Source organism: Paenibacillus segetis (genome assembly GCF_014639155.1).
Taxonomy (GTDB): domain Bacteria; phylum Bacillota; class Bacilli; order Paenibacillales; family Paenibacillaceae; genus Fontibacillus; species Fontibacillus segetis.
On sequence record NZ_BMFT01000001.1, the window covers coordinates 2741549 to 2756938 of the forward strand.

Consider the following 15390-nt stretch of genomic DNA (forward strand, 5'->3'; position numbering starts at 1 on the left):
GCCGGGCAAAGGTCTCGCTAACAACATCAATTGTTGTCAATAAAGCCGGGGATTTCTCCCGTAATGACGACTTTACTGTTATAAGCTACTCCCCTTTGGGAACCATGCATGTTTAATTGTCCACATTATAGCACGTACTTTTCCTTTGCGCTAGATTTTTTCCCGCTCTATTAGATGCAGAGTCCTGTTTTTGATATGATAGCAGGAGTTAACAGGAGGTATTTATGAAGAAATGGCTAACTTTTGCTACATATGTCGCATTATTCGTTTTAGCTTTTACATTTAGGGAAGATTTAGCTACCTTAACTACAGGTCATCCTTCCATTTGGAGCTTATTTGCTCTCTCCATATTATTGGCTATGTTTCCTGTTATTCCTTATAAAATTGTAATCGCTGCTGTGGGTTTTGTAGCTGGTACATGGACCGGTGGTGTAATCACATTGATTGGCTCTACAGTAGCCGGAGCATTCATATATTGGGGTTCTGCATATGGATTCCGCGAGCCTGCACTAAAATGGATCTCATCACTTAAGACATTAGACCTGGTAACCCAGTTTATCAATCATCGACCCTTTGCAGCTATTATCGTATGTCGCCTCATTCCCGTGTTACCCCAGACCGCAGTTAATATTTATGCTGGGGTTGCTGGTATTCCGTTCATAACCTTTTTGCTAGCCTCCATCATAGGAAAACTCCCCAGTATTTTCTTATATGCTTATCTGGGTAATTCTATTCTAACTGCCCCTATGACGGCACTGAGTGTTTTCGGAGTGTACTGCGTATTTCTCTTGGTCGTATTTTGGGCATATCGACGTCTCAAAAGAGACTAAAGCAAGTAATTTTTGGTTTTTATCTCAAAATTGATATAATAATTCATGAAACGGAGGGATAGATATGAATCAAGCTACAGATAGAGAATTAGCTACTTTTGCTGGCGGTTGTTTCTGGTGCATGGTATCACCATTTGAAGAACTACCCGGCATTCATAGTATAGTCTCGGGTTACACGGGTGGGCATACGGACAATCCGACTTATGAAGAAGTTTGCTCCAGTGACACCGGTCACTACGAAGCCGTACAGATCACGTTTGATCCAAGTATTTTCCCTTATCGGAAATTACTTGAGTTATTCTGGCAACAGATTGATCCGACGGATGCAGGAGGACAATTTCACGATCGGGGCCAGTCGTACCAGACAGCTATTTTTTATCATAACGAGCAGCAACAAAGAGAAGCGGAGGACTCCAAGCAGCAACTTGCACAGAGCGGCCGATTCGACAAACCTATAGTTACACCGATTTTACCCGCTTCCCGGTTCTATCCGGCAGAAGATTATCATCAGAATTACCATAGGAAGAACCCAGGCCACTATAAGCGGTACCGCAAAGGGTCCGGCCGAGAAGATTTCATTGAACATCATTGGTCTGGTCCAGTAAATAAGGAAGAACTTAAGCAACGACTAACGCCAATTCAATACGAAGTCACGCAGAATAGTGGTACGGAACGGCCTTTCACCGGCGAATATTGGGACCACGAAGGTGAGGGTATCTATGTTGATATCGTATCGGGTGAACCATTGTTCAGTTCCCGTGATAAATATGATGCAGGTTGTGGATGGCCCAGCTTCACACGCCCACTTCGCGAGTACAATATCAAAGAGAAGGTCGATTCGAGTCATTTCATGATCCGAACTGAGGTCCGTAGCAAAGAAGGTGACTCCCACCTTGGTCATGTGTTTAATGATGGACCGGGACCTAACGGACTTCGTTATTGTATCAATTCTGCAGCGTTACGCTTTATACCTACAGAAGATCTGGAGAAAGAAGGATACGGAGAGTACCTTCCGTTATTCGGGACGAACGTTTAAGAAATGGGTAATAACAAGGTATATTCCCTTATAAGGAGGACAAAACATGCCTTGGAATAAACAGGAATACCCACCATCCATGAAAAACCTTGATGCTCGCGTTCGGAATAAGGCGATTGAAATCGCCAATGCCCTACTGGAAGAAGATTATGAAGAAGGTCGTGCAATTGCTACGGCCAAAGCCGAGGAATGGGATCAGAACCATCCACAGGATGAATGATCGGTAACTCCCCCAGTCACAAAACGCAAAAAAACGGCCTGAGCTTTAAGCTCGAGCCGTTTTCTTTTTCATGCCATATGGAATGCGAAGCGGTGCCAGATCTCTCTTCCCGTAATTCACGATCCATGTGATTACTTTCCCTGAAATCAATACTGCCATAATCGTAAACATTGTTTCTGCAAATGGTAAGAAGAACAATGATATCGTTAGTACTACTGCATCCATCAGAATAAATACAGTTCCGATCTTGATACCAGACCACGAACTTACGATCAGAGATAAAATATCATCCCCGCCCGTCGCTCCTCCAGCTCTCAGCACCATACCCGCACCAATTCCAATAAACACGCCAGACAACAAAGCTGCTAGCGGCAAATTGTGATGCAAATTAAAAGTAAGTGGCGAGAACCTCTCGCATAACTCGTAGAACGCAGAGAACATCATCGAAGCGAACAAGCTGCTTACAATGAATTTTCGTCCTTTCAGAAACAGAGCTAGAATAAAAATGGGAATATCTAATGCAATCATCGATAACGCAGGTGGCAAATCAAATAAGTATTTACCTAGGAGCGCAAGCCCCACAAAACCGCCTTCCGACAGCCCATTTTGAAAATTAATATGATAATAAGTAAAAGCTAATAAAAAAGACCCAAGCAACATCATTAATAACTGTGAACCTTCAATTTGCCATTTGTGCGCTTTCCTCATCCGGAATCCCTCTAATCGTAGTTTTGTTGACCTTACGGCAACTCCCTACGAAGAAGGTCCTTGAGGACTCTATCCTTCGCATTGTCACACTCTTCTTTCGTAGGGTTGTTGGCCATAAACCGACACGCCACGAAAGAAGCTAAGTATAAGAGAGATCACAACGTTTCCAAATCGTCCTTTGGGGATTCGTCCTTCGGGAACTCATGGTATCCTGATCCTTTCATGTTTATTTATTTATAATTATTATAACACAGACTCGTTAATGACTAAACAGTATGAAAATAAACTTTTTATTTACATCCTTGATTTGTGATAAATTTCATTGCACGATTTTCAGAGTTCATATTTTAGAAAATATTTATGTGACCAAAATCACATTCCCGTTTTTTTCTGCTGCCTATACTGATGAGGTATTTGATTAACTCTTTAGGAAGAAGGTTCTTACATGCTCGACTCAAAAATGATTGAAATTATTAAATCCACCGTCCCGGTACTTGAAATTCATGGACAAACCATTACAACAACATTCTATCAAGCTATGTTTAAAAATCATCCCGAACTCCTCAACATATTTAATCATGCTAACCAACGTCAAGGTAAACAACCTACAGCGTTAGCCAATGCTGTCTATGCTGCCGCTGTACACATTGATCGTCTTGAGGAAATTCTCCCTGTTGTCAAAGGGATCGCTCAAAAGCATCGGGCTCTAGGTATTCGGCCAGAGCATTACCCCATCGTAGGAGAAAACCTGCTAGCTGCGATCAAGACCGTACTTGGTGATGCTGCGACGGACGATATCTTGGAAGCATGGGGTCAAGCTTACGGTATCATCGCCGATGTGTTCATTAGCGTTGAAGCGCAAATGTATAATGAAGCCGCACAGCAAAAAGGCGGATGGGACGGTTTTCGTCGTTTCGTAGTTGATCGTAAGGTGAAGGAAAGCGAGGTTATTACCTCCTTCTATTTGAAACCAGAAGACGGTAACGAAATTGCTTCCTATCAGCCAGGACAATATATTACAATTCGCGTCAAACCCGAGAATCAGGAGTTCACCCATCTTCGTCATTACAGTCTGTCTACTGCTCCTGGCCATGCTTATTATCGGATTTCCGTTAAGAGAGAAGATGCCATCTTGAACCAACCTGCGGGTATCGTGTCCTCTTATCTGCATAATGAAATCGGAGAAGGAGATATTCTAGAGCTCACTGCACCAGCTGGAGATTTTACTTTAGACCAGTCGAAACAAACTCCAGTTGTCTTGCTAAGTGGCGGTGTCGGACTCACTCCAATGGTCAGTATGTTAGAAACGATTGTACAGAATACTCCGGAGCGGAAAGTCACCTATATCCATGCTGCACGTAATGGAAGCCAGCATGCGATGAAGGAACATATCATTGAACTCACTAACCAGTATTCAAATCTTCAGTCCTACCTCGTCTATGAATCACCTGAAATGGATGAAAGCTGTGATAAAAGCGGATATATTGACCTTCCATGGTTACAAACCATCGTTGATCCCCAAGCGGATTTCTACTTCTGCGGGCCTGTACCGTTCATGCGAGCGATCAACCAGGCACTTCGAGAATGGGGTGTACCCGAAGAACGTATTCATTTCGAATTTTTTGGTCCGGCGGATACCCTAGAGAACACAGCATCAGAATAAGCACATCGATAGTTTTCATCCTCCTACGCCAAAAGGCAACGATCTCTATAAGAGATCGTTGCCTTTTTAATATTTTACATAGCGAAATTTATGATCTAATGTCCACGCAGTAATCGATTAACCGTCTCCCGCCTAACACCAATCAGCTGGCCTATCTCTTCCTGCGTTAAATATTCAGTCAGAGGGATACCCTCCGCATGGTTTGTCAACCATTTCTCCAGCAGCTTGAGCCGCTCGGCAGGTGTACCCACGGTGAGATGATCCAGTCGTTCCTGCATGAACCTTACCTTTTCCTGTAACAACTTAGCTACTTCAAGCGGTTTCTTAGGATCCTCCTGCAACTCTCGGTACCATTCCTGGGCAGGAATCGTCTCTACTTCACTGCGTATAAGTGCTATTGCCGTGCCATGGGTCTCCTTAGGTGAAATTAGAGAATGATGTGGGACTGTTTCCCCAGGGTATAAAATATTGAATAAAACCATGTTCCCATTTTCATGTAGACGCGTCACTTTAAATAGCCCACTCTTGATATGATATAAGAACTCCCCGTCATCCCCCTGATGAAATAAAATCTCTCCCTTATGTAAAATCATTCTATCTCTCCATTCCGACAATCGCTATTAAGGCTTATTATACCAAAAAACTAAGACAAGCTTCACACTCAAAAATAACCTCTGGATTATTTACCCTTTGTATTATTAAACTGAATCTGGTATATAATAAAATACGAACATACTTTCGCATTTTTCATAAAATGAAGAGTCATGGAGTCAAAGTTTATGCTTGAATATACCCTGTTCCATGATCACGATCATTTTTAACGGAGGGTTAACCCATGACGAGACAAATTTTTCTAATTGACGGACAGTCCTTTTACGCATCCGTGGAAAAAGCGGCTCATCCCGAATATCGCGATAAGCCCGTTGCCGTCGGAGACCCTGCAAGGTTAAACGGTATTGTACTGGCGGCATGTCCTATCGCTAAATCTTACGGTGTAACTACGGCGTCACGAGTCGGAGAGGCATTAGCTAAATGTCCAGAATTGATTGTCATCCGTCCCAGAATGCGGACCTATATTCAAATCTCGCTATTCATCACGCAAATCTTCGAATCCTATACAGATCTTGTGGAGCCTTACAGTATCGACGAGCAATTCTTGGATGTTACGGGCTCGTCCACCTATTTCGGATCTCCTCATGAACTAGCCAAAACGATTCAAAACCATGTGCTTCTATCAACGGGTGTCTGGACGAGGGTTGGCATCGGGCCCACGAAAGTTCTCGCCAAAATGGCGACCGATAATTATGCCAAAAAGATGCCGGAAGGAATATTTGAACTCTCATTTGATAAATTAGAATCCACCCTATGGAAGCTTCCCGTGCATCATATGTTCATGGTAGCATCCGCGATGACCCGTCATTTTACCCGAATGGGTCTATCCTGTATCGGTGATATTGCATGTATGGAACTTGCTGAATTTAAGCAACGAATGCGGCGTGAAATGGGCAAACAAAGCGATATCCAGGCGGAATATTACTGGCAGGTTGCAAGGGGTATCGATCCAAGTCCCGTTGTATCTGGAATACGCCATCAATTAAAATCAGTCAGTCATGGCAAAGCGCTTCGCTGGAGTCTATATACCCAGCTCAAAGACATTGAAATCGTCTTACTCGAGCTAGTCATAGAGGTCTGCCGACGCACCAGGCGGCATCATTATATGGGCTCAGTTGTTTCCGTCTCCGCTGCGGAAACGGATGGTAAACGCTCCACTTGGTTTAGTCGACAAACAACACTACCACAACCGACTTCCCTAACCCATGAAGTTGCTGCTGCTGCACATAAGCTATTCATAGAACACTGGAGTGGATTACCTCTCAGCAACCTAAGTATTTCCTTGTCTCAACTGACGGACGATAGCACGATCCAACTTACCCTTTTTGAAGATCGATCGCTGGCTTATCGTAAAGAACGAACGATCGATGGAATCAAAAATCGATACGGAAGCGATGCTATTGTGCGCGCCTCTTCTCTAATGGAAGCCGGTGTGGCACGAGAAAGAGCCGAACAAATTGGAGGGCATTATAAATGAGTAAGCTTGACGATAACGAACGATGGAAATCTAAAATGTTATTGACAGAGCATGTTGAGGGATATGAACAACGACAACAGTCTCATGAGAATAAGATCATTACTACCGAAGAACGGACGATGATCCGTGACTATATTTTACTACCGTACATGGAAAAGATGGTTCAGAAGAGCCTGGCTGACATTGAATACTCAACTAATATTCTAAAGCGCTTGTATCTGATGGCTGGCCAAAAGATCCTAGATCAGATCGTAAACGATTTATACAGACTACGACGTGAGCTTAAACGGCGGAATATCAAACTTTTGACGGAAGAGCAATCCGAGATGGTTATCTATCATCGTTATTATTGCCGGGGATATGAGGAACAGTTTGGTATGACTCGTGATATTATGCGAGCAGAGATAAGCGTACAATTGACAAAGTATATCTCTGGGTTAACCGCGCAGCTCAAAGAATATTCCAAAGAAAAAAAATAAAATAAGATAAAATAAGATAAGGAAGCATCCTATAACTAACGACAAAAAAGAACTCTAGCCGATAGACCAGAGCTCAGCAAAAGCTTATTTAATCATTTAAACTTTAATCTAAGGTATATGGCGCAAGTCCCAATGGCAACGCTAGAGGACGGCTGCACGTACTCTTCATCTCGTAATGGCTACGGGAATCAGACGAATCATGGAAAGCCCACATCGCCTCAAGCACATGATAAGCAAGCTGGCCGCTGGCACGATGCTGCCTTCCCGTAACAATCGCATACGCCATATCCGCTGGTCCAATACCACGTGTATTCTCATCGTATCCTGGTAGCAGAGGTTGCTCCGTCCATTCGCTTTCACCTTTCCGGCGGATCTTGACCGGGCCACCAAACGTGTTCGGATCAGGTACTTGTATCGTCCCTTCGGTACCGTATATTTCGATAGGAGGAAGATCGCTACCTCCAAAAATATCAAAACTGGTAATCAATGTGGCAATAGCTCCATCCTGGAATTGTATTGTTCCCGCGACATGAGTCGGGATGTCTACCGGAATCTTTTGTCCTGCTTTCTTCTCACTTGTGATGGTCCGCTCCTGAAGTGCCTTACTAGTCATTCCCGATATCGTACGAATCGGACCCAGTAGTTGCACTAGCGCTGTTAAGTAATAGGGCCCCATATCAAACATCGGCCCCCCTCCGGCAGCGTAGTAAAATTCAGGATCTGGATGCCAATGCTCATGCCCCCGAGACATCATAAATGAGGTTGCTGCTACAGGACGGCCAATCTTTCCGTCTTCTATCAGTTGAAGCGCCGTTTGGATTCCCGCTCCAAAGAAAGTTTCCGGTGCACTTCCGACCAATAGTCCTTTGGAGTCTGCGCTCTCCAGCATTTTGCGACCATCCTCTGTTGTAACAGCCAGTGGTTTTTCTACGTATACATGTTTTCCAGCCTCAAGCGCCTTCAAGCTGACCTCTGCATGTGCTGCCGGAATCGTTAAATTAATAACCAATTCAATCGCAGGATCATTAAGCAATTCCTCGGTAGTATAGACGTGAGGAATATTATATTTATCCGCCTGCTCCTGAGCTCTCTTCAGATCCATATCAGCGCAAGCAACAAGGTCCAGTATCTCGAACTTTTGACAATTTTCCATATAAATACCGCTAATTTTTCCGCACCCGATAATGCCGACCTTTACTTTATTCATGAATGATCTCTCCCAAGAGGTTTTATTGACTATCTCCCATGCCGCTATAGCTATTTCGAAGTGTAGGGACTTCTTGTTCTGCAGACAAGGCAATTCGTTTACCGTCCGCTGCCCACAATAATCCTCTTCGCATCAGCTCTTGTACTTGGGGCATTTCAACGATGTCCGCATGATGGCCTAGAGAGTTATAATATACACGCCCTATCCCCCAACGTTTACTCCAAACTACGGGCATATCCACTGCTTTGTTCAGCGCGTGAGGTCCATCCACTACAGGAAAACGGGTTGTTGCCAGCACCTCTACAGCGGGATCGACATGCAGGTAATATTGCTCCGAGGTAACGCTGAAATCCTCTATCCCCTCAACTAGTGGACTTGTGCTCTGTCTGATTTCTACAGTATATGTAACGCCATCGTTACCAGGATGAGCTACCCATTGCCCTCCTGTCATAAACTGCCAGTCTACGTTATTGCGGAATGAATCGCACATTCCACCATGGCAACCCGCTAGTCCTGTTCCATTCTGCACGGCTGCCGATACGTTATCAACTAATTCCTGGGAGATTTCTCCCATCGTCCATACCGGGACAATAAGATCTAATCCCATGAGCTTCTTTGCATCCGCAAAGGCTTCCAGTGTATTCGATACTTCTACTTCAAACTGCTCCTGTCGTAAAATGGCTGCGAAAATGCCTGCAACCTGCTCCGGCTCATGTCCATCCCAGCCGCCCCAGACGATCAATGCTTTTCTCATCATTTGCGTTCCTCCCAGTGGTCTATTACATTACATTTCAGATATATTCACCCAGCGGCGTTCATCAATCGAGCGTTCAACGGCTTCAAGCACGGCCTGGCATTTCACTCCGTCATGGAAATTAGGCTCTGGCTGTCGCCCTTCCTCAATAGCGGATGACAGCTCTAACATTTCATGAATGAACGTGTGCTCAAAACCAATCGTATGCCCCGGCGGCCACCATGCTTCGGCATAGTCATGTGCAGGATCTGTTGCCAAAACTCGGCGAAATCCTTGTACATCCTCATGATCGGAAGTTAAATAAACTTCAAGCTCATTCATCCGTTCAAAATCAAATTTCACACTACCTAAACTTCCGTTAATTTCAAAAGAATTCGTTGAGCGGTGTCCAGCGGCAAATCGCGTTGCTTCAAAACTACCCATGGCACCGTTTTCAAAACGGGCTAAAAACAACGTCGCGTCATCAACAGTTACAGGACCCTTAGGATCATCCTTACTTCCTTTAGCGCTTAAGCCCGTCATTTCCGTGGCAATCGGACGCTCCTTGATGAAGGTCTCACTCATCCCGATAACCTCATGTATATCACCAACTAGAAAATGAGCCAAATCAATGAGATGAGCACCAAGATCACCATGTGAACCTGACCCAGCGATTTCCTTCTGTAATCTCCAAACCAATGGGAATTCGGGATCCATAATCCAATCCTGCAAGAACCAAGCTCTAAAGTGATAAATAGTGCCTAATCTTCCACTCTCCACAAGCTTCTTCGCCAATCTTACCGCGGGAGAAAAACGATAGTTAAATCCGACCATATGAACGATACCCGCTTCTTCAGCAGCATGTAGCATTTCCCGAGCATCCTCTAAAGTTAGCGCAAGCGGCTTTTCGCAAAAAATATGTTTACCCGCCTTAGCTGCAGCCAGCGCAATTTCCTTATGCGCATTGCTAGGTGCATTGATATCAATAAGATCGATGTCTTCCCGAGAGATTAGTTCCCTCCAATCCGTGACACTGTCACTCCAGCCTAACTGAACTGCCGCCTGATTCACCGCGCCAGCATTTCGCCCGCAAATAACAGACATCTCCGGCTTTATGGCCTGGGGGAAGAACATCGGCAAGCTTCGATATGCATTACTGTGAGCTTTGCCCATAAATTTATAACCGATCATTCCGATACGTAGTTGCTTCATCTTAATCCTCCTTTATTTTTTGTGGAGTAAAGTGACCTTCGGAGTCATTCTTAACTAAAGATGACTCACGCACGACGAGACTAACAGGAAGCTTGATCCGAATTGGATCTTCTACGGGAATTCCATTCCTCAGCATTTCGAGTACACTAGTAGCAGCAATTTCACCTAGATTATAGAAGGGAACTCGGACGCTGCTTAGGGCAGGCGTAGTCAATTCAGCTACCTCCGAATCGTCATAACCAACGATTGCAGGCATTTTCTCTTCCGTAATACCCAACTTTCTTAGTCCCTGCTGCAAACCGATCGCCATTCTGTCATTCGCTACAGCAATAGCCTCAATTTTGTCCAAGCAAGGCACAATGTCTTCAGCAGCTGAGATCCCGCTCTTACGGCTAAAGTTACCTTCGAATTGTAGTGAAGGGTCCCATTCTATACCGGCTTCTTCTAAAGCACGGATATAACCACTCAGGCGATCACGACTGTTCGAATAAGCCAGCGGACCATTTAGAAAAGCAATTCTCCGATATCCTTGCTGAAGCAAATGCATAACAGCCTGCCAACTTCCTTCAACATGATCAGCATCAACCTCATGAAATGATTCTCCTTCAAAATGCTGATTAATCAAACAGAAGGGATGACCTTCGTCCTTCAGACGACGTAGGGCCTCAAGCTCACCATATTCTTCTTTGGCACCAAGTATGATACAAGCATCGATCTTCCGCATTCTAAACAGCCTATTATAGTCCATGACTTCATTAGGATCACGAAAGAGCATTAACAGATCGTAACTCTCTTCCCGTGCTATACCACCGATTCCGCTCAAAATCTCTGAGAAATAATATGCCGAGAACAAGCGTGCCTTAGGCAAATAAGGCATAACAACCCCCAGGCTTCCGCTTCGTCTACGTGCAAAACTGCTTGCTAGCGAACTTGGTATATAGCCTAATTGTTTAGCCGCTTGCAGCACCCGTTGCTTCGTCTCTTCTTTGATGGGACCCACATCATTAATTACACGAGATACGGTCGCTTCAGATACGCCAGCTAGCTTTGCAACCTCTTTACGAGTAGAGATATAAATCATCCTTTCCGTTAATGTACACGCGTACATTTTCTCACAGAGAATGACCTTGGTCAATCCCAGATCTATAGATCCCACCACTTTTTAATAAAAAAGATCGTTCACCAGCTACGCTCGCGAACGATCTCCTCAATTGTCTGTCCTATGGTCCTTATTGGGCCGTCAATATTTGTGGACCACTCTCCGTAATAGCAACAGTATGCTCATATTGAGCCGACAATTTGCCATCAGCAGTTCTCGCAGTCCATTCATCATCATCGATCGAAATACGATACGTCCCTTCATTGATCATCGGTTCAATCGTTAGGACCATGCCTTCCTTCAATCGAATTCCTTTACCCGCATGCCCCACATGCTCAAAGTTGGGCTCTTCATGCAAGCTTCTGCCAATTCCGTGAGCAAGTAGATCACGTACGACGGAGAAACCGTTGGATTCCGCATGAGCTTGAATAGCTGAAGTCACATCACCAAGACGATTGCCCGGTAACGCCTTCTCGATCCCGATATATAGGCATTCCTTCGTAACCTTCATCAGTTTCTCTGCAGTCGGACTCACCTGTCCAATGGCATAAGTCCAACCTGAATCACCGAACCAGCCATCATACTCCACCACGATATCAATCGTAACGATATCACCCTCTTCTAGCTTCCTCTTTGACGGAAATCCATGGGCAACCACATCATTGACGGAAGCACATGTTTCAGCAGGAAAGCCGTTATAGCCTTTAGTAAACTGCTTTCCGCCCAATTTTGTAATATGTCTAGCGACCATATCGTTAATTTCGAGCGTGCTGATCCCAGGTCCAATGATCTTGGCAATCTCCCGATGACAGTCTGCTACAATCTGGCTTGCTGGTTTCATTTGCTCGATTTCTTTAAGTGATTTCAATATAATCAACTTTCTCTCACTCCTTAAGTTTGGACTTGCTTATGTTGAATCAGACCCTCACACAGAAAGTCAGCGATATCTCTGGCATCTTCACTCAAGCTTCCACGACTGAGGGGAGCTAAGGTACAACCGGTCATCGCGGCGAGTAACATCTCCGCTTTCCTTGTTGCGACTGACAACGACCGTGAGGTTCCATACCCAATGATTCGGGCCAATGGGATAATCATTTTCTCCTGGTAAGCAGCGCTTAGCTGCTGTGTAGTTTGCTCCTCAAACAATGAACGAAAATCATCACACTGGAGTTTACACAACAAATACATTGCGTGATCCTCCGCCCAATGTTCCATAAGCGAAACAACGACGGATTTGAGCTCCCTTTGAGTAGAGTTACCATGAGTGGCTATGTCATACATCCAATCAGATGCCCGCTCCATAGCCTGCCATAACAAATCATGAAGCAGATCACCTTTATTCTTGTAATAATGATAGACCGTTCCATACCCCAGACCAGCCTGCAGAGCCACATCCCGAATTTCCATAAGCATACCCTTATCCAAATAAACGTCGGCCGCAGCATTCACAATTTGAGACATTCTGCTTCGCCTGATTTCTTCGTTCTGTTCCCTCGTCCGTGGAGTCATAGATATATCGGCCCCTTCTTGTTTTGACCTACTGTCATGTCAATATAAAAGAAGTATATACCAAATAACAAATTTATCATAGCCCCAACGTTTGTGAATATGAAAAAAGGAAAAGACAGCCAGAGTGATCTGACTGCCCTCTCGAACAAGATAAGCTTTAAAATACCTATTTCTCCCTTACCGGAACATACCCCATAGCTTAATTAAATGGAGCGTATTACGCGGGTCGATTTTCTGATCGACCACAAATTGCACAATTTTGTCTTCGTCTGCGCTAGTCAAATTTTCATTTAACACCTTACTCGCCGACTTAACGAGTCTACGCACTTTTGCGCGATCCTGTAGATCTGATTTGGTTAATCCGTCTACAAGATTTTTGACCCGATCCTTCACAGCTGGATTTTTCATTTTGAGCTTGATTCGCTCGACTAACTGCGGACTAATTCCATATGTTTGATAACTCGCCAAAACTACTCAACACCTCCCGTCACTTGGAGACCTTCTCTAATATATGACGGAAGGACCGGAATTAGTGCCGACAAAAAGAAAAGCTAATCAATCAATTCACCTTGTAGTATTTGCTCACGTCTCAAATAACTTCGCAGCGGCTCATATTGTGGCGATGTCCAGAAGGACGGTTCGCGCACCAATCTTGCGGCGTCATCCCGCGCCGCCTCTAACACAGCGAAATCGCTGACCATGTCCGCAATTCGAAATTCCGGCACACCGCTCTGCTTCGTGCCAAAGAAATCGCCGGGCCCGCGCAGCTCTAGGTCCCGTCTAGCCACTTCGAAGCCATCGTCACTTTCGGTCATGACCTTCATCCGTTCCTGACCTACCTCTGACTTCGGATCGGCGATGAGCACGCAATAAGACGCGTGCTCCCCCCGGCCTACCCGCCCCCGCAACTGATGAAGCTGTGACAGACCGAAACGGTCTGCGTCCATCACAATCATCAAAGTTGCGTTTGGAACATCGACGCCGACTTCCACAACCGTCGTTGACACGAGTAGCTGTATCTCATTGTCGTAGAAGCCACGCATGACTTCTTCCTTCTCGGATGCCGTCATTCGGCCATGTAGTAAGCCTATTTTGAAATCCGGGAAGGCCTGACTCATCGAGACATAGAGGTCAATTGCATTCTGAACATCCAGCTTATCCGACTCCTCGATCAATGGACAAATAAGATACGCCTGACGCCCTTGTAATACTTCACGTGATATGAAGCCAAGTACCCGGTCCATCATATCCTGCTTCACCCAATAAGTTGAGATGGGTTTACGTCCCTTGGGACGCTCCGATATCGTAGACACATCCATATCACCAAATGCGGTAATAGCCAGCGTTCGTGGAATTGGGGTTGCCGTCATGCTCAACACGTCAGGATTAAATCCTTTACGCCGCAAAATGCTGCGCTGATTCACACCAAAACGATGCTGCTCATCGGTCACAACCATACTCAGAGAACGAAAGAAGACATCCTCCTGAATTAATGCGTGTGTCCCAATCACAATATCTATCAGGCCCATCTGCAATGAGCCCAGCAGGTCCTTCCGTCTTCTACCCGTAACACTTCCCGTAAGCAAGCCTACAGCAATCCCAAATGGCTCAAACAGCTTGGTCAATGAGCGAACGTGTTGCTCCGCCAAAATTTCGGTTGGTACCATAAAAGCGCCCTGATGTCCGGATTTAACCGCTGCAAATAAAGCAATCGCCGCAATCACCGTCTTACCTGAACCAACATCCCCTTGCAACAGTCGGTTCATACAAAAGGAAGCGCGCATATCATGTAAAATTTCAAGTTCAACTCTTTTCTGCGCATCCGTCAACTCAAAAGGTAGACTACGTACGAACTCACGGATCGTCGCATTATCGACTTCATGACGCACACCATCCATACGTTCGTGATTCATCGCTCGGTATGCTTGAAGCTTCAATTGAAACAGAAACAGCTCCTCATATACCATCCGCCGCCGAGCAGCTTGACCTTCCTCACTATCCTGCGGCTGATGAATACGCTGAATGGCGCGTTTGCGGGCCATCAAATGATATTCATCCAGGAGCTCCTGCGGTAATATTTCTGGAATCATCTCGCCATATTGGAGCAAAGCTTGTCCGATACTCTTACGCATCCAAGCCTGTGTGATATTTCCGCCAACGGAATAAACAGGTTGAAGACTTCCACTCCGTAAAGTTCCCTTATCCGGAAACTCTGACTCCGACACCGTTAACTGGCTGCGCCGTTGATCCCATTTTCCCGTCAGTACAATCTCCCGGCTCACCGTCAACTGGTCTCTGAGAAAATGACGATTAAACCAAGTAGCCGTGAACATCCAATCCTCCGCAATCATCTTACAGCTTAATCTGGATTTACCACCATACCGCTGTAATACGGGAACACCTATAATTTTGGCCTGTACCGTTATCTTGTCCCCATCCTTGACCTCAGTCAACGAGCGAAGTCGGTAGTCTTCATAACGATATGGATAATATTCAATTAAATCATTTACTGTAGAAATGCCAAAGGCGTGAAGCTCTCCAGCTTTCAGAGCACTCACGCCATTAACTTTTCCAACCATAATTTCTGTTAAATTCATGGTCGAAC

At 45.1% G+C, this 15390-nt stretch carries 16 protein-coding genes; 6 read left to right on the plus strand and 10 right to left on the minus strand.

What is annotated here, in order from left to right:
- Nucleotides 1–224: 224 nt before the first annotated feature.
- The 3 genes from IEW05_RS12850 (at nt 225) to IEW05_RS12860 (ending at nt 2086) form a co-directional block, all read left to right on the plus strand.
- Nucleotides 225–830, plus strand: a complete 606-nt coding sequence (locus IEW05_RS12850) for a TVP38/TMEM64 family protein (RefSeq protein WP_188539302.1) — start codon at nt 225–227, stop codon at nt 828–830.
- A gap of 64 nt (nt 831–894) precedes the next feature.
- The gene (gene msrB / locus IEW05_RS12855; RefSeq protein ID WP_188539304.1) at nt 895–1866 is read left to right on the plus strand and encodes a peptide-methionine (R)-S-oxide reductase MsrB; all 972 of its coding nucleotides are present in this window, start codon (nt 895–897) and stop codon (nt 1864–1866) included.
- A 46-nt stretch (nt 1867–1912) separates the two neighbouring features.
- Entirely contained in the window at nt 1913–2086 is a 174-nt protein-coding gene (locus tag IEW05_RS12860; protein ID WP_188539306.1) for a DUF2188 domain-containing protein, read from the plus strand.
- A gap of 45 nt (nt 2087–2131) precedes the next feature.
- Here IEW05_RS12860 and IEW05_RS12865 read toward each other — a convergent pair whose 3' ends face one another.
- On the minus strand, nt 2132–2794 hold the full coding sequence (locus tag IEW05_RS12865; protein ID WP_188539308.1) for a YitT family protein: 663 nt from the start codon (nt 2792–2794) through the stop codon (nt 2132–2134).
- A gap of 445 nt (nt 2795–3239) precedes the next feature.
- Here IEW05_RS12865 and hmpA point away from each other — a divergent pair, with 445 nt between their 5' ends.
- Nucleotides 3240–4457, plus strand: coding sequence for an NO-inducible flavohemoprotein (gene hmpA / locus IEW05_RS12870; protein WP_188539310.1), 1218 nt, complete (start codon nt 3240–3242; stop codon nt 4455–4457).
- 95 nt (nt 4458–4552) lie between these two features.
- On the opposite strand, the gene IEW05_RS12875 is transcribed toward hmpA, so the two are convergent.
- Nucleotides 4553–5050 carry a Crp/Fnr family transcriptional regulator gene (locus IEW05_RS12875; RefSeq protein ID WP_188539312.1) on the minus strand — a complete coding sequence of 166 codons (498 nt, stop codon included), beginning with the start codon at nt 5048–5050 and terminating at the stop codon, nt 4553–4555.
- Between the two features lie 242 nt (nt 5051–5292).
- Here IEW05_RS12875 and IEW05_RS12880 point away from each other — a divergent pair, with 242 nt between their 5' ends.
- Together IEW05_RS12880 and IEW05_RS12885 are read left to right on the plus strand one after the other, a co-directional pair.
- On the plus strand, nt 5293–6546 hold the full coding sequence (locus tag IEW05_RS12880; RefSeq protein ID WP_188539314.1) for a DNA polymerase IV: 1254 nt from the start codon (nt 5293–5295) through the stop codon (nt 6544–6546).
- Entirely contained in the window at nt 6543–7025 is a 483-nt protein-coding gene (locus IEW05_RS12885) for a YhjD family protein (RefSeq protein WP_188539316.1), read from the plus strand. Before IEW05_RS12880 ends, IEW05_RS12885 begins: the two co-directional genes overlap by 4 nt.
- A 103-nt stretch (nt 7026–7128) precedes the next feature.
- Here IEW05_RS12885 and IEW05_RS12890 read toward each other — a convergent pair whose 3' ends face one another.
- From IEW05_RS12890 to recG, 8 genes are all read right to left on the minus strand, one after another.
- Nucleotides 7129–8232 carry a Gfo/Idh/MocA family protein gene (locus tag IEW05_RS12890; protein WP_188539318.1) on the minus strand — a complete coding sequence of 368 codons (1104 nt, stop codon included), beginning with the start codon at nt 8230–8232 and terminating at the stop codon, nt 7129–7131.
- A 22-nt stretch (nt 8233–8254) separates the two neighbouring features.
- On the minus strand, nt 8255–8986 hold the full coding sequence (locus tag IEW05_RS12895; protein ID WP_188540856.1) for a ThuA domain-containing protein: 732 nt from the start codon (nt 8984–8986) through the stop codon (nt 8255–8257).
- A gap of 30 nt (nt 8987–9016) precedes the next feature.
- The gene (locus IEW05_RS12900; RefSeq protein WP_188539320.1) at nt 9017–10177 is read right to left on the minus strand and encodes a Gfo/Idh/MocA family protein; all 1161 of its coding nucleotides are present in this window, start codon (nt 10175–10177) and stop codon (nt 9017–9019) included.
- A gap of 1 nt (nt 10178) precedes the next feature.
- Complete coding sequence (locus tag IEW05_RS12905) at nt 10179–11258, minus strand: LacI family DNA-binding transcriptional regulator (protein ID WP_188540857.1); 1080 nt, start codon at nt 11256–11258, stop codon at nt 10179–10181.
- 148 nt (nt 11259–11406) lie between these two features.
- On the minus strand, nt 11407–12153 hold the full coding sequence (gene map / locus IEW05_RS12910; protein WP_188539322.1) for a type I methionyl aminopeptidase: 747 nt from the start codon (nt 12151–12153) through the stop codon (nt 11407–11409).
- 14 nt (nt 12154–12167) lie between these two features.
- On the minus strand, nt 12168–12785 hold the full coding sequence (locus IEW05_RS12915) for a TetR/AcrR family transcriptional regulator (RefSeq protein WP_188539324.1): 618 nt from the start codon (nt 12783–12785) through the stop codon (nt 12168–12170).
- Between the two features lie 177 nt (nt 12786–12962).
- Nucleotides 12963–13253, minus strand: coding sequence for a stage VI sporulation protein F (locus tag IEW05_RS12920; RefSeq protein ID WP_188539325.1), 291 nt, complete (start codon nt 13251–13253; stop codon nt 12963–12965).
- Nucleotides 13254–13336: 83 nt separating this feature from the next.
- Nucleotides 13337–15382: an ATP-dependent DNA helicase RecG gene (gene recG, locus IEW05_RS12925; RefSeq protein WP_188539328.1), complete on the minus strand. Its 2046-nt coding sequence runs from the start codon at nt 15380–15382 to the stop codon at nt 13337–13339.
- Nucleotides 15383–15390: the final 8 nt, after the last annotated feature.